Annotated in this window: 23 protein-coding genes; 12 read left to right on the top strand and 11 right to left on the bottom strand. The window is 42.5% G+C overall.

Annotated features, from left to right (window positions below; translation table 11 throughout):
* Positions 1-10: 10 nt before the first annotated feature.
* On the bottom strand, positions 11-547 hold the full coding sequence (locus KA713_02640) for a DUF4136 domain-containing protein (protein ID UXE67523.1): 537 nt from the start codon (positions 545-547) through the stop codon (positions 11-13).
* Between the two features lie 139 nt (positions 548-686).
* Here KA713_02640 and KA713_02635 point away from each other — a divergent pair, with 139 nt between their 5' ends.
* Together KA713_02635 and KA713_02630 are read left to right on the top strand one after the other, a co-directional pair.
* Positions 687-1,910, top strand: a complete 1,224-nt coding sequence (locus tag KA713_02635; protein UXE67522.1) for an amidohydrolase family protein — start codon at positions 687-689, stop codon at positions 1,908-1,910.
* A 26-nt stretch (positions 1,911-1,936) separates the two neighbouring features.
* A complete protein-coding gene (locus tag KA713_02630; GenBank protein ID UXE67521.1) occupies positions 1,937-4,567 on the top strand; it encodes a PQQ-dependent sugar dehydrogenase in 2,631 nt (876 codons plus the stop codon).
* Between the two features lie 2 nt (positions 4,568-4,569).
* Here the strand turns inward: KA713_02630 and KA713_02625 are convergent, their stop codons facing one another.
* The 4 genes from KA713_02625 to KA713_02610 are packed head-to-tail and all read right to left on the bottom strand — an operon-like array spanning position 4,570 to position 8,174.
* Positions 4,570-4,953: a TerB family tellurite resistance protein gene (locus KA713_02625; protein ID UXE67520.1), complete on the bottom strand. Its 384-nt coding sequence runs from the start codon at positions 4,951-4,953 to the stop codon at positions 4,570-4,572.
* 12 nt (positions 4,954-4,965) lie between these two features.
* Positions 4,966-6,195 carry an alanine dehydrogenase gene (locus tag KA713_02620; GenBank protein ID UXE67519.1) on the bottom strand — a complete coding sequence of 410 codons (1,230 nt, stop codon included), beginning with the start codon at positions 6,193-6,195 and terminating at the stop codon, positions 4,966-4,968.
* Entirely contained in the window at positions 6,182-6,622 is a 441-nt protein-coding gene (tsaE, locus tag KA713_02615; protein UXE67518.1) for a tRNA (adenosine(37)-N6)-threonylcarbamoyltransferase complex ATPase subunit type 1 TsaE, read from the bottom strand. The genes KA713_02620 and tsaE overlap by 14 nt, the downstream gene beginning before the upstream one ends.
* A complete protein-coding gene (locus KA713_02610; protein UXE67517.1) occupies positions 6,615-8,174 on the bottom strand; it encodes a PglZ domain-containing protein in 1,560 nt (519 codons plus the stop codon). Before KA713_02610 ends, tsaE begins: the two co-directional genes overlap by 8 nt.
* Before the next feature lie 66 nt (positions 8,175-8,240).
* Here KA713_02610 and KA713_02605 point away from each other — a divergent pair, with 66 nt between their 5' ends.
* The 6 genes from KA713_02605 (at position 8,241) to KA713_02580 (ending at position 14,193) form a co-directional block, all read left to right on the top strand.
* The gene (locus tag KA713_02605) at positions 8,241-9,473 is read left to right on the top strand and encodes an HD domain-containing protein (GenBank protein UXE67516.1); all 1,233 of its coding nucleotides are present in this window, start codon (positions 8,241-8,243) and stop codon (positions 9,471-9,473) included.
* A gap of 1 nt (position 9,474) precedes the next feature.
* Entirely contained in the window at positions 9,475-10,536 is a 1,062-nt protein-coding gene (gene lpxD / locus KA713_02600) for a UDP-3-O-(3-hydroxymyristoyl)glucosamine N-acyltransferase (protein ID UXE67515.1), read from the top strand.
* Positions 10,537-10,624: 88 nt separating this feature from the next.
* On the top strand, positions 10,625-12,022 hold the full coding sequence (locus KA713_02595; GenBank protein ID UXE67514.1) for a bifunctional UDP-3-O-[3-hydroxymyristoyl] N-acetylglucosamine deacetylase/3-hydroxyacyl-ACP dehydratase: 1,398 nt from the start codon (positions 10,625-10,627) through the stop codon (positions 12,020-12,022).
* A complete protein-coding gene (gene lpxA / locus KA713_02590) occupies positions 12,019-12,819 on the top strand; it encodes an acyl-ACP--UDP-N-acetylglucosamine O-acyltransferase (protein UXE67513.1) in 801 nt (266 codons plus the stop codon). Before KA713_02595 ends, lpxA begins: the two co-directional genes overlap by 4 nt.
* Before the next feature lie 128 nt (positions 12,820-12,947).
* A complete protein-coding gene (locus KA713_02585; protein UXE67512.1) occupies positions 12,948-13,565 on the top strand; it encodes an ATP-binding cassette domain-containing protein in 618 nt (205 codons plus the stop codon).
* Between the two features lie 124 nt (positions 13,566-13,689).
* On the top strand, positions 13,690-14,193 hold the full coding sequence (locus KA713_02580) for a hypothetical protein (GenBank protein UXE67511.1): 504 nt from the start codon (positions 13,690-13,692) through the stop codon (positions 14,191-14,193).
* Between the two features lie 49 nt (positions 14,194-14,242).
* Here the strand turns inward: KA713_02580 and KA713_02575 are convergent, their stop codons facing one another.
* Both KA713_02575 and KA713_02570 read right to left on the bottom strand, forming a co-directional pair.
* The gene (locus tag KA713_02575; GenBank protein UXE67510.1) at positions 14,243-16,609 is read right to left on the bottom strand and encodes a Smr/MutS family protein; all 2,367 of its coding nucleotides are present in this window, start codon (positions 16,607-16,609) and stop codon (positions 14,243-14,245) included.
* Positions 16,606-16,956 carry a DUF4296 domain-containing protein gene (locus tag KA713_02570; protein ID UXE67509.1) on the bottom strand — a complete coding sequence of 117 codons (351 nt, stop codon included), beginning with the start codon at positions 16,954-16,956 and terminating at the stop codon, positions 16,606-16,608. The genes KA713_02575 and KA713_02570 overlap by 4 nt, the downstream gene beginning before the upstream one ends.
* 287 nt (positions 16,957-17,243) lie before the next feature.
* Between KA713_02570 and KA713_02565 the strand changes: the two genes are divergently transcribed.
* The 4 genes from KA713_02565 (at position 17,244) to KA713_02550 (ending at position 20,567) form a co-directional block, all read left to right on the top strand.
* Positions 17,244-18,122: a DUF58 domain-containing protein gene (locus tag KA713_02565; GenBank protein ID UXE67508.1), complete on the top strand. Its 879-nt coding sequence runs from the start codon at positions 17,244-17,246 to the stop codon at positions 18,120-18,122.
* Positions 18,119-19,027 carry a hypothetical protein gene (locus tag KA713_02560; protein ID UXE67507.1) on the top strand — a complete coding sequence of 303 codons (909 nt, stop codon included), beginning with the start codon at positions 18,119-18,121 and terminating at the stop codon, positions 19,025-19,027. Before KA713_02565 ends, KA713_02560 begins: the two co-directional genes overlap by 4 nt.
* Positions 19,020-20,063 carry a VWA domain-containing protein gene (locus KA713_02555; GenBank protein UXE67506.1) on the top strand — a complete coding sequence of 348 codons (1,044 nt, stop codon included), beginning with the start codon at positions 19,020-19,022 and terminating at the stop codon, positions 20,061-20,063. Before KA713_02560 ends, KA713_02555 begins: the two co-directional genes overlap by 8 nt.
* A gap of 348 nt (positions 20,064-20,411) precedes the next feature.
* On the top strand, positions 20,412-20,567 hold the full coding sequence (locus tag KA713_02550) for a hypothetical protein (protein UXE67505.1): 156 nt from the start codon (positions 20,412-20,414) through the stop codon (positions 20,565-20,567).
* Positions 20,568-20,583: 16 nt separating this feature from the next.
* Here KA713_02550 and KA713_02545 read toward each other — a convergent pair whose 3' ends face one another.
* The 4 genes from KA713_02545 to KA713_02530 form a co-directional block, all read right to left on the bottom strand.
* Positions 20,584-22,830, bottom strand: a complete 2,247-nt coding sequence (locus KA713_02545; GenBank protein UXE67504.1) for a TonB-dependent receptor — start codon at positions 22,828-22,830, stop codon at positions 20,584-20,586.
* 74 nt (positions 22,831-22,904) lie between these two features.
* Entirely contained in the window at positions 22,905-23,243 is a 339-nt protein-coding gene (locus tag KA713_02540; protein UXE67503.1) for a cation transporter, read from the bottom strand.
* 73 nt (positions 23,244-23,316) lie between these two features.
* Positions 23,317-23,694: a hypothetical protein gene (locus tag KA713_02535; protein UXE67502.1), complete on the bottom strand. Its 378-nt coding sequence runs from the start codon at positions 23,692-23,694 to the stop codon at positions 23,317-23,319.
* A gap of 34 nt (positions 23,695-23,728) precedes the next feature.
* Entirely contained in the window at positions 23,729-24,361 is a 633-nt protein-coding gene (locus KA713_02530; GenBank protein ID UXE67501.1) for a LysE family transporter, read from the bottom strand.
* Positions 24,362-24,426 lie beyond the last annotated feature (65 nt).

Here is a 24,426-nt window from a genome sequence, read left to right as displayed (position 1 = left end):
ATGAAAAATCTTACTTATTTCTCTTCGGAGGAAACTTTCTCAAAACGATCGCCACACCGTTGGCAAAATTCTCCTCCGTCAGCGCTGGATTTTTTTCCAGATAAGAAGTGGCTACCGACCTCCAGATCATGCGGCCTGTTTGTTTGTCAATCATGTCTACGATCAGTGTACCTTTCAAAAGCAAAATCTGCTGAGAGGGCGCAAAGTTCATAAAAACCGCCTCTTCGTTTGACCGGTGATAAATATAAGCCGTATCTGTTTCTACAGCCTCGTGCACATCCAACAGCAACTGAGGATCTTCGCGGTCATAGGTAAACCCTTTTTTTTGCATTTCCGCCTTCACTGCCTTCTCCATCAATTCTTTCACTTTTTGATTATTGATGTACGATGGCCCCATAAAAGTAAACTCGCATCCTTCCAACCAACAATATCTTTTATATTGTGTAAAATCGATACGCGGATCAAATTTCGTGTGCACGCGCACTGAACAGCCCACCAATACCAGCTCAATTAGCATGACCAAGACAAAATGTTTTAAAATTTTCATGGGGCAATTTAGTTTTATTCCACGCTTCGGTAATTCAAAAGTATGGGTTAACGGATTTGATAAGTATGACATTGATCAGTTCCCACAACTTTTTTTAATGCTGCCAATTCACCAATTTACAAGTACTAAATATACACTTATGAAATCGCTCAACCTTTTCCTGGCCGTTATTCTCTTTCCCTTATTTCTAATGGCTCAACCTCTCGAGCAGAAGAACTACGCGTTGATCAACGTGAACGTTATCAATGGATTTGAAAACAAGGTCTACGCCAATTCAATTGTTTTCATCAAGAGTGGCAAGATCGAAAAAATCGGAAAAGCAGCAGATGCAACAGGAGGTTATGAGGTCATCGATTGCCAAAGTTATTTTTTGTTACCAGGATTAATTGACGCACATACCCATCTCGATAACCTTGCAGCTGCCAAGCGAGCGCTCGAAACAGGCGTAACCACGGTGCGTACTGCAGGCGTTTCTGCCTATCAAGATGTTTCGTTAATGGAGTTGGTAAATAGCAATCGGCTCCCCGGGCCAGACGTAGTTCCCGCGGGCGTCTATGTCAGTCCAAATTTAGAAGAAACCGTGCTTGCCGATGTGCGGCTGGGCCCACTTATCAAAGGTGTAAAAAGCGATGACGAGCTTCGCCTTCTTGTAAACGTAAACATCGATCGAGGGGCAAAAGTGATCAAGACACGTGGCACCGAACGGGCGGGAAGGCCCGATACGGATCCGCGAGAACAAGTATACACCGAACAACAAATACGGGTCATCGTGGAAGAGGCCGGCAAAAGAAATGTGCCTGTCATGGTACACGCACATGGCGATGAAGGAGCAAAGGCGGCCGTGCTAGCCGGAGCGCGCAGTATTGAACACGGGACTTTTTTAAGCGATGAGACATTGCAGCTAATGAAACAGCGGGGCACGTACCTGGTTCCTACGTTTGTTACGCTAGAAGATCTCACGCAACCCGGTGGCGATTACGTTGGGCCCGTGCTGGAGTTACGTGGCAAATTTATGGTGCCGCAAGCAGAGAAGGTTTTTAAAAAAGCATTGCAATTAAATGTTAAAATCGCTACTGGTGCAGACAACAGTTACCAAGCGATTAGTACGAGCCGGATTTCATTGGAATGTGCGCATTTTGTGCGCATGGGGATGACAAACTTTCAAGCTATGCAAGCTGCCACCAACACAGCGGCTGAGTTATTGAAGATTGATCAGCAAACCGGCAAAGTAATGCCCGGAATGGAGGCTGACTTGATTTTAGTACCGGGCAACCCATTGGAAGAAATTCGCTTCTTACAAGATGTCCTGATGGTTATCAGCAACGGCCATTTGGTTTTCAAGCGCATACCTTTTGGAAGATAAAAGAGTAGCTTCGTGTTCAATTCAGTATGAAGAAGATAATCATTGCACTTTGTTCAGTAGTAAGCATCTGCGCAGCAAATGCGGCACAACTGCCAGCCGGTTTTAATGAATCACTTCTTGCACAAAACCTTGACCCCACCGATATGGTGATGACCCCCGATGGAAGAATATTAATAACCATCAAGAGCGGAAAAATAGTAGTAATAGAAAACGGGGTTCTATTAACTACTAATTTTTTATCCTTAGCCGTTGATAACTTTAATGAAAGAGGGCTTGGCCACCTCGTGTTGGATCCCAATTTTGAAATCAACAATTACTACTACGTTTATTATACCGTGCCCGGTGCAAATCGAAATCGGATAAGCCGATTTACCGCGAACGGAAACTCCACGTTGCCCGGAAGCGAAGTGGTGCTTCTTGACCTAGATATATTGTCCGGCTCTATTCACAATGCGGGCTCGATGGTATTTGGCTCTGATGGAAAATTGTATATCGGCACGGGCGATGGCGCCAATTCAGCAAATTCTCAAAACATGGGTTCTTTGCTTGGCAAAGTATTGCGTATCAATACCGATCCTACTAACCTGATCCCCACCGATAATCCTTTTTATAATTCAGTTACTGGAAACCTGAGAGCTATTTGGGCATTGGGTTTTCGCAACCCGTTTTCAATGGCCATTCAATCAGGCAGTGGAAAAATTTTTGTGGGTGATGTTGGTGGCTCTTCATTTGAAGAAATCAATTGGGTACAGGCTGGAAAAAACTATGGCTGGCCTTTGATTGAAGGAAAACGCACCACGCAAACGCCTCCAGCCAACTACTCTGACCCTTTTTATTTTTATGATCACGGTCAAGGTTGTGCAGTCATTGGAGCAGCATTTTACAATCCCGCTTCCGTGGTTTTTCCTTCTGAATATGTAGGCCGATTTTTCTTTGCCGACTACTGCAATGGGTACATCAAAATGTTGGATTCTTCAACCGGAAACTTGATTGGCACTTTTGCTACCGGAATCAATCGGCCTGTGGCATTGCTTATTGGTAAAGATGGGGCGCTTTACTACATGGCACGCGCTGGGTTGGGGGGAGGATCGGAAGGGGATAATACCAGCACAAATAATGGCTCGCTGTGGAAAGTAGTGTATACAGGATCCGGCATTCCCACCATTTCAAGTCAACCGCAATCAGTAGTAGTACCCATCGGAGAAAATGTAAACTTTCAAGTTTCTGGTTCAGGTGCACAACCCCTCACCTATCAATGGCAAATAGATAGTATTCCTATTACTGGCGCTGCTTCATCTAGTTACACATTCTTAAATGCTCAACTTACTGACTCAGGCAAACAATTTTCATGCGTGATCAGCAATGGCCTTGGAAGTGTGACCAGTGCTAATGCTGCTTTAACCGTAACAACAAATACAAGACCTATTCCAACAATCCTTACCCCTACTATTGGCTCAACCTATCAAGGCGGTCAAATCATTTCTTTTTCAGGAAGCGCTACTGATGCCGAAGATGGAGCGATACCAGTCGATCAGCTTACATGGAAAATTGATTTCCATCACGATACCCATGTTCATCCAGGATTAGGCCCCACATCCGGAATGGGTGCAGGAAATTATACCGTGCCCCGCATAGGAGAAACGGCTGATAATGTTTGGTACCGCTTTATTTTAACTGCAACGGACAGTCAAGGTTTGAGCAATACAATTTATGTAGATGTGTTTCCTCAAAAATCAACCTTCCGTGTAGAGACTGTGCCACCCGGTCTTTCGATATTAGTAGATGGACAACCAACCACAACGCCCGCTGTAATCACTAGTGTAATTGGCGTGACACGAACGGTGGAAGCACCTACTTCAGCCACTTCGAGTGGAAAGGCCTACCTGTTCAATGCATGGTCAGAGGCAGGTGTTGGACGGTTTTTTAGTTTTAATACATCCGCAACTAACAAAATTTTTACGGCTACTTATATCGAGTTGCCTGTTGGTAATGGAAATGGCCTTCTGGGTTTATACTACAATACAACCTCTCGTTCCTTCACAAACAGTCCAACACTAGTAAGAACTGATCCGAAGGTTGATTTTAATTGGGGCACAGACTCTCCGAGCAATGGTATCAATGGAGATTTCTTTACGGTTCGATGGATTGGGGAAATCGAACCACCCTTGAGTGGAAATTACACTTTCTTCACAGAAAGTGATGATGGTGTTCGATTGTGGGTTAATGATAACTTACTTGTTGACAAATGGATTCCGCAACCAGCGACCGAATGGAGTGGCAACATCAATCTTACGGCCGGCAATCGTTATCCGATCAAAATTGAATATTTTGAAGAGCAAGGGAGTGCCTCTATGAAATTGCGCTGGGCTCACGCCAATATCTCCAAGCAAATCATTCCTGTTTCTCAATTATACTCGCAACTCACTACGGGCAATATTTCTTCAAATGAGTTTCAAATTTTTCCAACCGTGGTTCAAGACCAATTAAACATTATTGGTGAAAATACCTCATGGTCCATTATTGATTTGATGGGAAGGACTCATTTGGTGGGCGACACAAGTCATTCGCATGAAGCAATAGACGTTTCATCACTTGCTAGCGGGCCGTACCTTTTTAAAACGAATGTTGGATTCGTGAATAAGTTTATCAAGTTGTGATTTTATTTACCCGTCATATTTGCGGACAAAACCACGTCTTCAAAACTAACATTATTTATTTTGAGGCCGTAGAGCAAAAACCGAACCTCTTTGTTACTGATGCTGGAATCTGCTTCAGCTAATTTATACAAATGGACAAAGGCAGCCAATCTTTCTTCGTCCGAGCAAGTTGATAAAAGGTTAATGCCAGCGGAATAAATTTCTTGCTCTTTCATAGTCTCTACCTTCTTTTCAAAATCAAGGCAGAGTTTCTCACTCATATTCTCTTCCTTTCTTAAAGCGGAAATCGCTGCCCGTTCGCGATCATCAATGTGTCCATCTACCGTTACTAGCAAATGAACTAAGTGTATCAAACCAAGTTGGTAGTTTAGATTGTCGTGTGCCATACGATAGAAAGATTAAGCCCTGGCGGCAAATAGTAATTCAATATCTTTATGTTTCATGTTAAATTTTCGAGCCACTGATTCATTCGTCAGGCTACCCTTGTAGGTGTAAACGCCTTTCATAAACCAGCGATGGGCAAAAATCATTTCTTCTACCCCACCCTCTTCGGCTGCCCGTAAAATAGTTGGTGTAAAAATATTGCTTAGTGCGGTGGTTGCCGTGTTGGCAACACGGGAAGCAACGTTGGGAACACAGTAATGAATCACATCGTATTTTCTAAACACCGGATTGGCATGCGATGTAATTTCCGAGGTAGCTATGCATCCCCCTTGATCGATACTCAAATCGATGATCAAAGAGTCAGGTTTCATGTGACTCACCATTTCTTCTGATACCACGTGGCGTACACGACCTTTTTCTGCACGCAAGGCACCGATCACCACATCTGCATTTTTTAACGATTCACTTAGTGTAACCGTATCGATGGTGGAGGTGTAAAATTGATGACCAAGTGTATGTTTAATCCTCCTAAGTTTATACAGATGATTATCGAATACTTGAATTTCAGCGCCTAAGCTCAACGCAGCCCTGGCACTATACTCTGCTACCGTTCCTGCACCAATGATTACGACTTTAGTAGGTGGCACGCCTGTGATCCCTCCTAAAATTATTCCCTTGCCCCCTTTCACGGTACTCAAATATTCAGCCGCAATCAGCATCACCGTACTTCCTGCTATCTCGCTCATCGCGCGCACAATGGGTATGCCCCCAACCTTGTCTTCAATAAATTCATAGGCCAAAGCTGTAACTCGTTTTCGCAAAAGGGCTTGCACCCGTTCTACATTCAAATAGCCCATCTGCAAAGCCGAGATCAACATCTGTCCGGGATGAAAATATTCCATCTCTTCAACAGTGGGAGGTTCAATTTTTAAAATGATTTCAGCTTTGTAAACTTCTTGAGGCGAGTAAGCAATTTTAGCCCCTGCTTCGCTGTATTGTTTGTCCGTAAACTTCGATCCGATGCCTGCCTTTGTTTCCACCCACACTTCGTGACCATTGTTAACCAGCAAAGCAACAGCATCAGGGGTTAAACTGATTCGGTTTTCTTGCAAGGCTGTCTCTTTCGGCAGACCAATGAAAAATGCTCTTTTACTTGACCTCACTTTCATCAATTGCTCTTGTGGCGAAAAACTAGTTTTAGCCAATGCTTCAAATCCTGTTTTCTTTTTCTCAGTGCCTGCCATAGCGTAGGGCGCGGGTTACCGCATCGATAGAGGTTAAATTAACTTCAAAATAACTAGGTGGCAATAACGATGGAATTTTATCGGGCCATTCTACCAAGCATAAACTGCCCGAATCAAAATATTCATGCACTCCCATATCATAGGCCTCTGATTCTTTTTTCAATCGGTAAAAATCGAAATGGTAAATGGTTTTTCCCTTAGAGGTTTGGTATTCATTTACGATAGAAAAGGTTGGGCTGGCCATTGTTTCTTCTACTCCCAATTGTTGGCCGATTGCTTTTATCAAAGTGGTTTTTCCACTTCCCATTTCACCATGAAATACGCAAACCGAAAAATCCGCCAGTGAATTCAACAAAATAGCCGCAACCGAGTGAATAGTGTCGAGGCGATAAGTGAGGGCAGTATCAGCGGCAACTACGTTAGACATTTTTCGAAGTTAATGAAATAATGGGGATTATCATCTCTTCTAAACTGACCCCACCATGCTGAAAGGTATCTTTATAGAAATTAACGTAGTAATTATAGTTGTTGGGATAGGCAAAGAACTGATCCTCCAACGCAAACACATACGAAGTCGAAACATTGCTTTTGGGTAAAAAGAATTTCTCTGGCTTGGTGGCCTCCAATACTTTTTCTCCTTCGTAATTTAAATTTTTACCTTGCTTATAGCGTAGGTTCGTATTGACGCTTTTATCGCCAATGATTTTAAACGGTCGCTTCACGCGGATCGTGCCATGATCGGTGGTGATGATCATCTTTACTTTTTTCTCCGAAATCTTTTTGAGTATATCAAACAAGGGCGAGTGGGCAAACCACGATTTGGTGATCGATCGATAGGCTGATTCATCAGGAGCTAACTCCCTGATCATGGCCATGTCGGTGCGGGCATGTGAGAGCATATCCACAAAATTGTAAACAATCACATTAAGCGAATTCCCAAAAAGATTATTGACTGAATCGGCCAAATCACGGCCTTCTTCTAATTTCTTGATTTTATTGTACGAGAATTTGATATTCAGATTGTTTCGCTTTAATTGTTTGGCTAAAAATTCATCTTCAAAATTATTTTTCGATTCATCTTCATCTTCCCCCACCCACAAATCAGGGTAGGTCTTTACCATATCCGATGGCAACATGCCCGAAAAGATGGCATTTCGTGCATAGGCTGTGGTAGTGGGCAAAATAGAATAATACGTTTCTTCTTTTTCTACTGTAAAGAACTCGGTTATCAATGGTTCAATTGTTTTCCATTGATCGAAGCGGAGGTTGTCAATCAAAATCAGAAAACATGGAACCGTATTTGATAATTCCGGAAATACTTTTTTCTTCATGAGTTGATGAGACAACATGGGTTTATCAATATTGGGATTGTTCAACCACGATTCATAGTTCCGCTTGATAAACCGGCAAAAATTTAAATTGGCCTCCACTTTTTGCGAATCCAATACTTCGGCCATATCCCGATTATCCGCCTCATCCATTTGCAAATCCCAAAAAACAAGTTTTTTGTAAAGCTCCGTCCATTGCTCATGGTTCATATCATCTAAAAATGCCATGCTTATCTTGCGGAACTCTTGTTGATAATTGGAATTTGTTTTCTCGATTACGAGTCGCTTGTTATCCAATATCTTTTTGATAGAAAGTAAAATCTGACTGGGATTGATTGGCTTTATGAGATAATCATCAATCTTTCCACCAATCGCATCTTCCATAATCCGTTCTTCTTCATTCTTCGTAATCATCACAATAGGCAGGTTGGGCTTATTGCTTTTGATTTGGGTGAGTGCTTCCAAACCCGACATACCGGGCATGTGCTCATCTAAAAAAACAATGTCAAAAGCACGGCCCTCCGCCAGCTCTACGGCATCCGATCCGTTGTTGACAGGGGTAATGTCGTACCCACGTTGTTGCAAAAAAAGAATGTGTGGCTTTAGCAAATCAATTTCATCATCTGCCCAAAGAATAGTGTACCTTTGCATCGAGTATTTTTTTACAATTTAGTTTATTGAACTTGAATCTGGAAACTTATAACCAGAAACTAACCGGTGAATAAAAAGAAAATAATCAACGACCCCGTTTACGGCTTTATCTCCATCCGCAGTGAACTGATTTTTGAAATCATTCAGCACCCATTCTTTCAGCGGCTTCGTTACGTAAAACAACTTGGCCTGGCCGAGCTGGTTTACCCCGGTGCCCAGCACACTCGCTTTCATCATGCCCTAGGTGCCATGCACTTGATGGGAAGAGCCTTGGAAACCCTTCGAACCAAGGGGGTGGAGATTTCAGAAAAAGAATTTGAAGCAGCCCAAATCGCTATTTTGCTGCACGACATTGGCCACGGACCGCTATCCCATACCTTAGAAGAAACTCTGCTGGTGGGGGTAAACCACGAAAGTATTTCGTATTTATTTATGAAAGAGTTGAACCAAGAAATGAACGGTTCGCTTGAACTTACCCTGCAGTTTTTTAGAAATGGCTACAAGCGCAAATTCTTCAATCAACTTATCAGCAGTCAACTGGATATAGATCGGTTGGACTATCTGAAACGCGATAGTTTTTTTACAGGTGTAATGGAGGGAACTGTGGGGGTGGATCGGATCATTGCCTTACTCAATGTACACTACGATAAGTTGGTGGTAGAAGAAAAAGGCATCTTTAGCATTGAGAGTTTTTTGCATGCCAGGCGGTTGATGTATTGGCAAGTGTATCTACACAAAACTTCGGTAAGTGCCGAGCGTATGTTGGTGAACATTGTTAAACGGGCACAATATTTATACGAAGCCGGTGAAGACCTACCTGCCAGTGAAGCATTAAAAATATTTTTAAAGACCAAGCACACCTTATCAGATTTCTCGGGCAACAAAAACAAGTTGCTGGAAACCTTCGGTCAATTGGATGACAACGATATTTGGGGTGCCCTCAAGCTTTGGCGCGATCATCGCGATGAAATACTTTCCGGATTATGCAATCGCTTGTTGCTGCGCGAACTGTTTCAGATCCGATTAACCACTGAACCTATTCGCAAGGTAGAAATCGAAAAAGTGCGCGAACAGATACATAAATCCTTCGCCATCTTACGGAAAGATGCCAACTACCTGTTTTCGTTTGGCACGGTTAGCAACGAAGCGTATGTAACGGCTGGGCAACCCATTCACGTGCTTACCAAGGCTGGCGAACTGGTGGATATCGCCATCGCATCGGATTTACCAACCATTAAAGCCATCAGCAAAATTGTGGAGAAAAATTATTTATGCTGGCCTAAAAATCTATATTTGTAATATGGAATTTACGGTTTCGCAAATTGCTAGCATGCTGGGTGGGGAGGTAAGCGGCAATGGCAACGAGAAGATAAACATGCTCGCCAAAATACAAGATGCAAAAAAGGGTCAGATTGCATTTCTATCCAATCCAAAATACGAGCAGTACATCTATACCACTAACGCCAGCGCTGTCATTGTAAAAAAAGATTTTCAACCTAAGAAAGAAATTACCTCTTCCCTTATTCTTGTGGAAAACCCTTACATTAGTTTCACGGTTTTACTAGAAGAATATCACAAACTTATCAGCTTTCAAAAAGTAGGCACAGAGCAACCCAGTTTCCTTGGCAAGAATTCAACAGCCGGAAAAAGTTTATACCAAGGCGCATTCTCTTACATTGGCAACGATGTAAATATTGGCGATAATGTAAAAATCTATCCGCATGTTTATATAGGCGATAATGTAGTGATAGGAAACAACACGATTTTGCACCCAAATGTAAAATTGTATGCAGGAACAAAAATTGGAAACAATTGTGTCATTCATTCAGGTACGGTGATCGGTAGCGATGGATTTGGCTTTGCGCCACAAGCCGATGGTACCTACAAAACCATTCCTCAACTCGGTAACGTAATCATCGAAGATAACGTAGCAATTGGGGCAAATACGGTTATCGATTGTGCCACCTTGTTTGGCGATTCTACCATTGTTCGCCAAGGTGTTAAGCTTGATAACCTAATTCAAATTGCGCACAACGTAGAAGTAGGAAAGAACACCGTCATCGCGGCTCAAACCGGCATATCAGGTTCAACCAAAGTGGGCGAAAATTGTATGATTGCCGGGCAGGTTGGCATTGCGGGGCATTTGGTGATTGCTAACAACACCAGTTTGGGCGCGCAGGCAGGAGTACCCAAATCCATCAAAGAAGAAGGACAACGATTATTGGGTTACCCCGTCTTCGATATCAAAGAATACTTCCGATCGTATGCCATGTTTAAACAATTGCCAGACATCAACCATCGGCTAAGGGAGTTGGAGAAAAAAATAGAGGTTGTTCCTACTGAAAGCTTGAATGGCAAATAAAATAACTGGGTTTCTCTTAGCCCAAGCCGCCTACTTAGCCACTTGTATTCCACTAAAAGACCGTTAAATTTGCCTTCTTTTACCAAGAATGCTTAATCATAAACAGCAAACCATTAAGAAGTCTGTAACGATTTCTGGTGTTGGATTACATACCGGGGTTCAGACCAACATGACCTTTGTTCCCGCCAAGCCAAATCACGGAATCAAATTTCAGCGCATCGATTTGCCAGGCTCTCCTATCATCGATGCGGATTGCGATCGGGTGGTTGATGTTTCGCGCGGAACCACCATTGAACAGAGTGGTGCTCGCATAAGCACCATTGAGCATACGTTGGCTGCGTTGGTGGGTTTAGAGATTGATAATGTATTGATTCAGCTAGATGGCCCTGAAGCACCAATCATGGATGGTAGTTCCATTCAATTCGTAAATGCTATAAAGGAAATTGGCACAGAAGAACAAAATGCCCTTCGTGATTTTTTTGAAGTACAGGATTCTATTTTTTACAGGGAAGCGGCACGCAATGTAGAAATTGCAGCTTTACCCCTTGATGATTACCGCGTAACGGTAATGGTTGATTACAACTCACCTGTTTTGGGAAGTCAGCATGCATCCATCACCAGCATTCAACAATTTGAAAAAGAGATTGCCTCTTGCCGCACTTTTTGTTTTTTGCATGAGTTGGAAATGCTCTACAAAAACAACTTGATAAAAGGAGGTGATTTGAACAATGCCATCGTGATTGTGGATCGGGTAGTCGAGCCAGATGAATTGGAAAACATTGCCAAAATGCTCGGCAAGCCAAAAGTCGAAGTAAAGAAAGAAGGAATCCTTAACAACATCGAGCTTCGCTACAACAACGAGCCCGCCAGACATAAACTATTAGATATTGTAGGTGACCTAGCCTTGGCCGGCCGACCATTGAAAGCACAAGTGTTGGCAGCGCGGCCAGGTCATGCCGCCAATGTAGCATTCGCGAAGAAGTTGAAGAAACAAATGCAGGAGAGCGATAAAAAAGGGGTGCCGAAGTACAACCCATCGTTGCCTCCGGTTATGGACATCAACAAAATCACCAATACACTTCCTCATCGCTACCCCTTTTTGTTGATTGATAAAATTATTTATTTAGATAGTGAGCGTGTGGTCGGAGTAAAAAATGTTACCATAAACGAAAACTTCTTTCAAGGTCATTTTCCTGGCAATCCTGTGATGCCCGGTGTATTGCAAGTAGAGGCCATGGCGCAGATTGGTGGAGTTTTAGTTTTGAATACCGTGCCCGACCCAGAAAACTACTGGACCTACTTTTTAGGTATTGATGAGTTTCGTTTTAGGAAAATGGTATTGCCTGGTGATGCATTAGTTATTCAATGTGATCTATTGGCTCCTATTAGAAGGGGCATTGCAAAAATGGCTGGCAGAGCCTATGTAGGAAATACGCTGGTGTGCGAAGGCACCATGACGGCCAGCATTGTCAGAAAAGATTTATGAGTTACCATCCATTGGCCCATGTACACCCCGATGCCAAAATCGGAAATAATGTTGTGATAGAACCTTTTGCAACCGTCAAAGGGGATGTGGTAATTGGCGATAACTCATGGATTGGCCCCAACGCTATTGTATGGGAAGGTTCCAGACTTGGAAAAAATGTAAAAGTGTACCCTGGCGCTTCGATCTCCTCTGTTCCACAAGATTTAAAATTTGCGGGCGAAAAAACGGAAACGTTTATCGGTGACAATACAGTTATCCGCGAGTACGTAACAATCAGCAGAGGCACAAACGATAAATTCAAAACGGTGATTGGCAACAATTGCTTGTTGATGGCCTATGTACATGTTGCCCATGATTGTATTATTGGCAACAACTGTATTCTGGTGAATGCAGTGCAAGTGGCAGGTCATGTAGAGATTGAAGATTGGGCCATCATTGGTGGTTCAAGTGCGGTTCATCAATTTGTGAAAGTCGGTGCTCATGTGATGGTTTCCGGAGGTTCGCTCGTCCGTAAAGATGTTCCGCCCTATACCAAAGCAGCACGTGAGCCACTGACCTATGCCGGCATCAACTCTGTTGGCCTACGCAGAAGAGGGTTTGATACCGATAAGATTACAGAGATTCAAGAAATCTACCGATACATCTTTTTGAAGGGACTGAACAACGCCAAAGCGTTGGATTTGGTAGAGCAAGAATTACCAGTAAGCGATGAACGTGATTATATCATAAGATTTATTCGGGCCTCTGAGCGGGGTATTATGAAGGGTATCTCCAATGCGGTAGGTTCATTCGAATAATGAAATGGCCATCAAAAAATATCCGCTGGTGGCTATTTTAAATGTTAACTAGGCCATTCCATGCCTGCGTGCCGAATGCCGCCACTACGGCATACAGGCATGCGACCCTAAAAAATAAACATTAGCGCATGAAAATTATTGCCCACCAGTTAGGCAAGCGGTTTGAACGAGAGTGGATCTTCCGGAATTTTTCGGCTGAATTTTCGAGCGGTAATACCTACGCCATACTAGGGCCAAACGGATCGGGCAAATCAACCCTCATGCAAGTTTTGTGGGGGCAAATGATCCCTAGCCGCGGAAGCGTCTCTTATCAAATCAACGAGAAACCAATAGCAATCTCAGAAGTATTCCAATACGTGTCGATTGCTACACCTTACATGGATTTGATCGATGAGTTCACCTTGAAAGAAATGGTGGAGTTTCATTTTAGACACAAATCAGTGCGGATGGCTTTGAACGCGACTCAAATCATGGAAGCCATGAACCTTTCGTCATCAAAAGACAAACCCATTCGCGATTTCTCCTCAGGCATGCGGCAGCGATTAAAGTTGGGATTGCTCTTCAATACTAAATCCAGTATGTATTTTTTAGATGAACCAACCACCAACTTAGATTCGCAAGCAAAGGACTGGTATTGGCAACAACTGACTAAGCTTCCGCACGAAGCATTGATCATAATTGCCTCCAATCAAGTGGAAGAATACCCATCATCGGCTATTAAAATTGATATTTTGCGGTTTAAATAAGGTTACAACCTTTCTAAAATTAATATAAACCATTAATTTTAGAATAAATTGAAAGGGAAAAACCAATAACCTTTTCTTTTGCCTTTGAGTTTTAGTAAGTTTGAATCTCTAAAATTGATTCTAAATGAAAGCAGCTAAACTTTTTATTACCGTTATTGCCATTGGCAGCCTATTCACTTTTTCAAATTGTGGAGACTCGAAACCTGCCGCAGAACCGTTGCCAGACAAGCAGCTAAGATTGCTTACTGGAACTAATCAGGTTTGGAAACTTACGGCTGTAACCTTAGATGGTGTTGATCAGCTAAAGACAGCTACACCCGCAGGACCTTACGATAAAGCTACATTTACCCTTACTCTCTCTGGAACCAAAGGATCCGCATCATTTAACTATGCCGTAGCCGGGCGGCCAGCTCTCAGCCCTTGGAAAACTAGTGGCACGTGGACATTTGGTACGGATCCTGCAACTCAGATTAAGCGTGATCCATCCATTGTATCAGATAAATTAGAAATGACTTACAATGTTACAGATCCAGCTGCAACTTTGTCGATTCAATTTAATTTCCAAGGTGCCGGTTACACAAGAACCGACCAAGTAAAAGGAAACTGGGTATTTACTTTTGGGTTGTAATCCCTAATCTCTTTCATAAGAAAATCCCTTGCCAACTGGCAGGGGATTTTTATTTCAGTACTACCACGGTTGCACCATCGCCTCCCCTATCGGCATGTTCATCGGTAAAAGAAGCAACTGCTTTCGTTTTCTTCAACCGTTCGCGCACTACTTTGCGCAAAATGCCTTCTCCTTTTCCATGAATGATTTTCAACTGACTCTGGCTTAGCAGAATTGCATCGTCTAAAAACTGCATGAGCAATGGCTCTACTTCTTCCGACCGCATACCTCGTATATCCAATTGCGGATTGAAATTGGCTTGCTTGGCCATCACATTTATACCTGAAGCATGGGCTCGCTTCAATTCAGCCGGTACCACTTCAGATAAATCGCTTCGCACCAATTGGGTAATCTTTAAATTAGCTAACAATTGCCCAAACTGTACCATGGCCGAATTACCTTTGATGGACAGCAGCTTACCTGAAACTTCTTGCCCAATGATGCGAACATTGTCCCCCACTTTTAATTCAACTGCTTCCGTTGGGTGAATGCTTTCTTCAGGCTTTACTTTAGAGGCCAACTGTTGCAGGTTGCTACGCACCTTGCGCGTTTCATTTTTATGGGCTTTGTTTTCTTGTATGTGACGAATGGTCTTTTCGATCTCCCGGTTGGTTTCTTTTAATAAGTGGGCGGCCTCGGTCTTTGCCTTATTGATGATTTCCTTTTTGCGTGTATCCAGTTCGCTGTTCAATTGCTTGTATCGATTGAGCTCTACGTGCAACAACTCTTGTTTTTCTTTAAATTCTCTTTCCCTTTTTGCCAAGCTTAATTTTTCTTCGGCAACGGTCTTCATCAATGTTTCCAAGCCAGTCAATTCCTTGCCAATGATTTGCTCTGCTTTTTGGAGGGCTGAATCAGGCAATCCAGTTTTGCGGGCAATCTCCAATGCAAACGAACTACCAGGCTTTCCAATTTCCAACACAAACAAAGGCCGCAAACTATTGGTATCGAACTGCATCGAAGCATTTTTAATTCCCACTTTATTTTCGGCAAATACTTTCAAATTGTAATAATGGGTGGTGGCCACACCCCACACTTTTCTTTCGAGCAAACTATCCAACACAGCTTGTGCAATGCCACCTCCAAAATTGGGATCGGTGCCTGAGCCAAGTTCGTCTAACAACACCAGCGTATTGGCATTGGATTGTTTGAGAAAGTAGCCCATATTTTTGAGGTGCGAGCTGTAGGTGCTCAAATCATTTTCAATCGACTGCTGATCGCCTATGTCGATATAGATATGTTGAAAAATGCCAAAGCGTGAATGGGACTGGGCCGGAACGAGCAACCCACATTGAAGCATGTATTGCAATAGGCCCACTGTTTTTAAGCAAACCGACTTGCCGCCAGCGTTTGGCCCTGAAACCAATAAGAATTTATCTTCATCATTTAATTCAATTGTGAGCGGAACTACTTTTTTTTCTCCTTTAAAACTTAGCACCAACAGCGGATGCCTCGCCACAAACCACTGCAGTTGTGGCGAGTTTTCTATTTGTGGAAGGCATGCATCCAATTCGTTGGCCAGCTTTGCTTTGGCACTTACCAAATCAATCTTGCCCATCCACTCAAAAACATTCTTTAACTCTGGCAAGTAAGCGGCCATCATGCGCGTTAGCTCCCTTAACACCTTGATCACCTCTCTTCGCTCAGCATGTTGTAAATCGCGAATTTCATTATTGGCATCCAATACTTCGGCAGGCTCCAGGTAAATGGTTTGACCAGTGGCCGATTCATCCACAATAAAACCTTTTATTTTTCTTTTATGCTCTGCCAGAACTGGAATCACCAATCGACCTTCGCGGATGGTTGGTGAAGCACCTTCTGGCACATAGCCTTCTGCTGAAGCCGTTCTAAATAGTTGTTCGGTTAATTTGCGGACTTTTCCTTCCTCAAGTTTTAGTTGCCTACGGATTTGTTGAAGCTCAGAAGTTGCATTGTCCTTAATTTTCGCTGTATCATCTAGTTTGCTATCAATTGATTCTATCAACCTTTTTGGTAATGAGACAAATTCAATCTGCTGAAACAAGTACGGATATAACTCACTGTTTTTTTCGAGAAACTCCTTGGCTTGGAAATAGGTAGACAGCGACAAACGGCAGTGGTAAAATTGTTGTTCTTCCCAATAGGTGCCATCAACGGTTAATGTGTTGAGGTGCTGGGATGGATCCCACCAATTGCGGATGGGAAATGTTTCGCCTTTGGTCTGCAACTGACAGAATTCGTCTGCTTGTTTGAGTAGCGTAAAAACTGGTTGATAATCACTTTGAAAAGAAATAGCTTCTACTTCCTGCGCGCCAAGCGAACTTAGGCAATGTTGCTTGAGCCGCTCGCGGATTTGGTCGAAGCCGATTTTAGATTCAAAAGTGGTAGGGTAAATCATTTGATTCGTTGCTCGCGCAGGTTCAGGCTATCAATGACCGCATCGTATACTTCTTCAAACTCTTTGGGGTGTTTCAGATAGTATTCATAGGTGATGCGCAAGGCAGAATCTGGTACGCCCAATTTCTCCAAAATCTTTTTTTCGCGGGGTATAAAAAATTTAATGCTGGAGTCTTTTTGAATGGGCAAACCATCGAGCTTGGCTTCTGCTAAGTACATCTCAATAATTAGGGATGTCAGCTTATCTTTTGGCAAAACGGCTTTTGGGGCAGTCTCTTTAGATCCACAGCTTACCAGCAGCAATGGTAAAGTCAAAAAAATGAACAAACTAGTTCGATAGGAGTACATACTTTGCAATGAGTTAAGCGATTGATCGATTGAGACCCTAATTTTGCGTTCCGTTTTCTTTGTGGATGGCCAAAAATCAGGCCACGAAATTAACCATATTTATTATTTTTGAAGGTTGTAAGTTTGAATAATAAAATACAGAAGAGAATTGTGGAATGCTAATTTTGCGGGTTGATAAGTTTAGATTGGAAGGTAGGCCAGTAATGGGCGCGGAAAGCCCGAAGTATGTTTGGGTTTGAGGGCGGACGGACTTCAGCAAAGGCCGCAAACAAGTAATGATTAAAGACATGAGAGACCTGTTAAAAAAACTGCGGAAGTACGAGATCCAGATTCGCAAGGCGGTGAACAGCCAAATGCAGGGCGATTTTCGTTCGGTGTTTAAAGGTACGGGCTTGGAGTTTGACGATGTGCGCCCCTACCAATATGGGGATGACATTCGCACGATTGATTGGAACGTATCGGCCAAGGGGCACGGAACATTTGTGAAAACCTTTCGCGAAGAAAAAGAGCAAACGATTTTTTTTATTTTAGACGTGAGCGCCTCGCAAGACATTGGCTCGCCTGGCCGCACCAAAGTGGATGTGGGCAAAGAAATTTGTGGCGTGTTGGCGTTGGCGGGTGCCAAAGAATCGAGCCAGATTGGTATGATTGCTTACTCTGACGAGCGTGAAAAATTCATCAAGCCAAAAAAGGGGATTCAACAAGCATACGATATTATTTATAACATCTTCAAATTGATTCCCCACTCGCGGAAAACAAATCTAAAGAAAGCCATTTCATTTGCGCTAAACAGCATCAAGCGCAGAAGTGTGATTATCATGCTATCTGATTTTATTGATGAAGATTATTACCACGATTTGAAATCGCTGGCACGCAGGCACGATTTGGTGATTGTGCAGATAAGCGACAATCGTGAAACCCAATTGCCGAAATTAGGCATCATTCCCGTGGTGGACATGGAGACGAGGAAAACGATTTGGGTAAACACCTCGTTTGGGGGCTTTCGTGAAGCCATTGCCACTCACCATAGCCAGCGGCAAAAACAATTGGCCGACTTTAGCCGTAAACATCAAATCAACTTTGTGGCTGTGGATACAAATGAAGACTACGTTCCTAAATTATTAAAGTTATTTAAGGTAAGAAACCAATCGTTTAAACTGGTGTGATGGGGATTTTGCGGATTTTCTTTTTGATAACCATTTGTTGCTCGGCTTCACTTTCCAGTACCGCACAAAACAATTTGGTAGAGGTAAGGGCGCGGTTCTCAGCTGACAGCATTGAATTGGGGAAACCGATTTCATACTTTTTAACAGCGCGGTATCCTGAAAAAATGTTGGTGCTGTTTCCGGATTCGAGCTACAAATTTGCCCCATTTGAGTACCAGAAAAAGAACTTGTCGCCAACCCGCACGGTCAATGGCATTAGCTACGATAGCGTGGTATACACTTTTGCCACATTTGAAATTGACAGCATTCAATCATTGCAGTTGCCCGTATTTGTGGTACAAGAAAAAGATTGCACCGTGGTATTGCCAGAACAGAGAGATGTGTTTTTTAAAACCGCCATCGTGTTGCCCGACTCTGTGCAGTTGGCAAAGCTTCCGCTGAAAACCAACACAAATTACAATCCGGTTTCGTGGTTATTCAATTATCCAGTTGCCTCTATTTTACTTGGGGTGGTGTTGTTATTGATGTTGGTCGGTTGGATCATTTTCGGGAAGCGAATACGCAAGCATTACCGCATCAAAAATCTTCAGAAAGCACATAGCCAATTTTTGGAACAGTATCATTTACAAATGGATAAAACCCTTTCAGGGAACAAGCCTTCGGCAGAAGCCGCATTGGTGGTTTGGAAAAAGTATATTGAGAACCTAAGCGCAAAACCCTTCACCAAACTGACCACTAAGGAGATAAAAGAAGTGATACCCAACGAATCGCTGGCACTGGCGCTCAACAAAGTGGACCGCGTGATTTATGCACAGTTAGAATCAGAAAAGGAACCCTTTGTGCAACTCGAAAAATTCAGTGAAGAAAAGTACCACGAAAAGTTAGAAGAAATTAAGAATGGATAGTTTGCTCGACCCTTGGTACTCGCCACAATGGTTTACTCCTACCGTGTTTAAAAACTACACGTGGGAGAATCCACTCTTTCTATACGGGTTATTTGCTATTCCACTGGTGTTGTTGATTAGGTGGTTGTTGAAATATTATCTCAACCAAAAATTACCTGTGGCATTAGTAAAAAGTGATTTGAAAAATTCACCGATGCACGTATTGAGATTTTTGCCAGACATTCTATTATCCATTGTGTTGGCATTGATTTTAGTGGCGTTGGCCCGGCCACAGAAAACCAATGAAAAGGTAGAGCAATGGACAGAGGGTATTGACATTATGATTGCATTGGATATTTCGCAGTCGATGCAGATTGAGGATTTTAAACCCAACCGATTGCAAGCAGCAAAAGATGTGGCGAGGGATTTTATCAATGGCCGCAAACAAGATCGTATTGGCTTGGTTGTTTTTTCGGGAGATGCGTTTTCGTTGGCTCCCCTCACCACCGATTATGATTTATTGAAAAATTATTTAGAGGACATCAATTTTGAGATGATTGAATCGCGTGGCACAGCCATTGGCAGCGCACTGGCCGTATTAACCAATCGCATGCGTGAGTCGGAGACAAAATCCAAAGTTGGCATATTGATAAGCGATGGTGACAATACAGCCGGAAACATTGACCCCATTACTTCGGCAGAACTGGCGGCAGCTTATGGAATAAAACTTTACACGATTGTAGTAGGCAAAGAAGGTATGGTCCCTTATGGGAAAGATTTTTTTGGAAGACCGCAAATGGTTGAAAATACAGTGGACGAAACCACCATGCGCAAGATTGCTGAGATTGGAACGGGCGAATTTTTTCGTGTAACGGACAATGAAGCGTTGGTCAATGTATTCAAACGCATTGACCAATATGAAAAAGCCGAAATAAAAGAGAACCGTTTCAAAGACACGTCTGATTTCTATTTCATTTATCTCCGATGGGCTATCTTGTTTTTCTTGTTGTGGCTTTTGTTGAAGTCGAGTTTCTTGAGCAATGTGTTGCAGGACTAATCACCTATTTGTTTCAATAATTTATGTTCGAATATGACCACACCTTATTAAGTCTTCCGGAGCTACATCGATTGGGAATAAGATCTACGAAATAACTTGAAGAAGTTATTGAAGGATATTCTTTCGCTAACGAATTCTTTTTAGAAGAAATAGGATATACCATTATTCGTTTTATTGGATTTACAAAGAGCACAAAAGGCCTAAAAGTAGCCTGTAGATTGAAAAGTGATGGGGAAATTGTTACTCTGGATGCACAAATACCTTCAGTAGAAGAAATCATTGTGGATTTTTGTAAATACTGTTAACTTTATTTTTTTAGTATCTTTTATCATCAATAAAAATTAGTTTATGTCCAAAATAGAATCTGCAATTAACAATCAAAGAGATAACCCATTCTTGACTGATAGAGCTGATGCCCTTTGGACAAAACTAAGTAAAGGGGGCAGGAGAATATCAAAAGAAGAGCTTTTGAAAAGAGTAAAGGCTTTAAGTGAAAAGAAATAAAATTGCCTAAAAACGGCTACTTCACCCGATACCTAAACCCTGCATACACCACCGTTCCAAACACAGGGCCCCAAATCATGGCACTATCAAAGTGAGGCCCAAAGGGCGCATTAGCAGCCACAATCGGATTTGAGACAGTGAAATTATTCAGGTTCTCCCCTCCCATATACACGCTCCATTTGTCGCCAAAATCCTTAGTCACTTGTGCGTTCATCAAAAAGTACGGCTCAGAAAATGGTGGCAATTGGTGAATAATCGGGTTCAATTCCATGTCGGGCATTCGCTGCACGCCAATCCGGTTAAGCGTCCAATCAAACGACCAGAGGTTTTTTGTTTTATAAGCGAGATTGACAAAGGCTCTATCGCGCGGCACCATGGGGCGTTGCAAGCGGCCATTCAAATAATCGGTTTCTACATCCAGCCACCGGTACGCCAACCGCAGGTCAAGCCTTCTTGCTAATTGATAATCTACTTGTGCTTGAATGCTGTTTGAAAAAGATTTTCCCGTAAGGCCAAAGAAATTTATTTGCTGTGTGTTGCGGTCCCAATCCATCACCGCTTGGTTTTTGAAATCGGTAAAGAAGTAATCGATGCTGATATTTCCTGGGCGGTAATCAATCGTAAAATCTTGTTGCAGGGTTAGTCCATAGTTCCAAGCATCGTCTGGGCGAAAGCCATACGCCTTGTTTGTTTGTTGATTCGACAAAACGATGGATCGAGAAGACGCTAAGAATGAAGAGTTTTCAGCAATGATATTGGCCAACCGCCAGCCTCTGCCAAACGAAGCTCGTAGCGTTGTAGTGCTTGTTGCGTTATATTTCGCATGAACTCGTGGAGTCCAATAAACTCCAAATAAATTATGGTGGTCCACCCGCAAGCCAGCCACCAGTGAGAACTTTTTCAAGTCATCATAAGAATATTCAAAGAAAGCACCGTTCACTTGTTCGGTACGACTAAAGTCATATTGACCGATGTTGATATTGGTGCCTAACGTTTCAATATATCGATCGTACAAAAAACTAAGCCCTGTTTTAAATTTGTGAGAAGTGCTGCCAATTATCGATTGATAAATCAAGTTGGTGTAAGCCGATTGCTCATCGGCATTGTGAACCACGTTGCCAAAATAACTGTCGTGCAGGTGGCGCAGGGCACTTACTTGAAGGCCAAAGCTTTTGTACGGTTGCGCTGGAAATTGATACCCTAACTTTCCTACAAACTCTGTTCGCTCAGTATTTATTTCCAATCCATATACATTCGATTTGAATTTATCGCGCTCGGCATTATAGCCCGATTGCCCGCCTTGCTTTTGATCCTTTAAATATTTGACTGAAAGTTGCCCCAGCCAACCATTGCCGGAATTATACACCCATCGGTTTATAAAATTTACTTGTTGCCCGGTAGGGAAATCTAAAAATCCATCTTTGTTTTGGTCAATTTCTGTGGGACGCATGCTGCCATGCACCAAAAAAGTAGTCGCCCACTTTTTGGAAACTTGCGTTGTGAAGATAGTATTTGCCTCTGCTCGCCCTGTATTGTTTATATATCCGTTCAGATAAAGTTTGTCACTCTCTTGGGGCTTCTTTAATTCCACATTGATTTGCCCGGCAATGCTTTCGTGACTGTTCACCACTGAGCCTACCCCTTTCGTCACTTGAATGGAATTGATCCACGTGCCAGGAATAAATTGAATGCCCTGACTTGCGGCCAATCCGCGCACACCCGGCATGTTCTCCAGCGAAATCAATGTATTGGCTCCGGACAGTCCGAGCATTTGAATTTGCTTGGTACCTGTTAGGGCATCTGTAAATGCTACATCCACCGAAGGATTGGTTTCAAAGCTTTCAGACAAATTGCAACAGGCCGCTTTGAATAATTCTTTCTCATTCATCGTTACGGTATTGATCCCAGAAGTAATATCTACATAGGTGGAAGGCCTCCAGCCCTGCACCGTTACTTCTTGCAAGTAGCGCTCGGATTTTAACTCAACTTTGATACTTGTTTGATCGGTGATGGAAACCGTGTCCGTTTGGTAGCCCGCAAAACTGATCAGGAGTTTGTTGTATCCTTCAATCCGATCGATGAGAAATACACCGTTGTCTTTGGTGGCAGTGCCAATGGTAGTGCCAAGCCAATACACATTCGCTCCAGCCATGGGTTGATCTTTTCCTTTTTCATCTTTTTCAAAAACTACACCTAATAATTTCTGCGCTTGTATCGGCAAACTTGCAAGCAAAATAAAAGCTAGGATCGAAAATAATTTCATAATCAATGGTTAACGATTAAAAGAATAACGTGAGTTGCCCGTGGATTGGCTACTGCCTAATTGCTCTTGGCAACTTAGTCATGTTCATGATCGCGGTATAGGCAGCAAAACGGCAGCGATGCATACACTTCATCTTTGGCCTTTACCTTTTCGGTATCATGCCCGATTGATGCAATCAATTCGTGGATTTTTTGTTCCGTAATTTTTTCTGAATTGTACACCACCGAAAGTTGCTTACTGGTTTTGTTCCATTCGGCCTTTTTGATGCCCTTGTGATCGAGTACCTTTTCGATGCGGGCTTTACACATGGCACAGTTGCCAAAGACTTTTATGGACGTGGTTACAACTGATAATTGCGACCAACTGGTTGATGTAATCAGTAATAGTAATACGAAAGCGAATGCAGTTTTCATTTGATTAAGAATTTAGAAGTAAGAAATAGAACTCAAACAAGAGCTTAAAATGCTCTAAGTAATCCGAAAAGAATCAAATGATAAGACTGCGTATGTGCTGATAGATAGGTACTTTGGGAGGAGGCCGAACTTCTAAATCAGAAGCTATAAACGCCTTGTACTCAGAAACACCAAAAGTTGGAGTGAATATTTCACTGATTAAATTGTAGGTAGGGATTGGAGCAACCAATGACTGACTGCCGGTCTGATCATCTTTCAATTGAACCAATTCGCGCTCATCATCGCAACAATTATTGGTCGGGTTGTATTTTGAACAAGCACACTTTTTTGCTTCAAAAGAAAAAACGGAGGTGTGACGTGCCTTGCCCTTACAAAAATGGGTGGATTTGGCCACCCCAATGCTTAAAATCAGGTAGATGGCGGCAAATAATATGGGCAACACTCGTTTCACTATGCAAATAAACTAAAAATGGAGCAAAAGGGTTTCAATTTATAGCAAATACCGTCTTGGCCATAGTAATCAACTGAATGCCAAACGCAATCAAGCAAATGCCAACTACCACGTTGACAATCATTAAAAATCGATTTGTAATCAGCTTGCGAAGCTTTCCTGCTAGGTAAGCCTTTAAAACATCAGTACTTAATACCGTGAGCAATAGAGCTAGAAAAAACCAAAACAGCTCATATCCCTTTTCATAGCCAAAATCAAGGGTGGCAACGCTCACTGTACCAATCCAAAAAATCAAAACCATGGGTGTGATACCGTTGATAACAAAACCTTTCACAAAATATTTGAATCCGCTTGATTCAGAAGCAGCCTTTACCGGTTGCATGGCACGCCTACTTTTAACGAGCAGGTGATACAAACCAAACAAAATCAAAATGGCACCCCCTATATACGCCATGGTTGTTCGCCATTTGGGTTCGTTCAAAAATTGAAAAATACCAAAGTAACAAATGGCCACATAGACAATATCACTTAACGAAACCCCCAATGCAACCAATACGCCATTCCAAAAACCTCTTTCAATACTGGTTTGAATAATGGTAAAAAAAACAGGCCCTATTAAAAACGTGAGGACGATGCCTACCTTAAAACCGTTGAAGAGGATATCCATGTATGCTAGTAGGAGTTAGAATTTAGGAGAAGGGAGTCAGGAGATTGAAGTTAGAAAGTATAAAT

The sequence above is a fragment of the Chryseotalea sp. WA131a genome, from assembly GCA_025370075.1.
Lineage (GTDB): Bacteria > Bacteroidota > Bacteroidia > Cytophagales > Cyclobacteriaceae > ELB16-189.
Note: the sequence above shows the minus strand (reverse complement) of the source record. Positions and strands in the feature narration are given on the sequence as shown.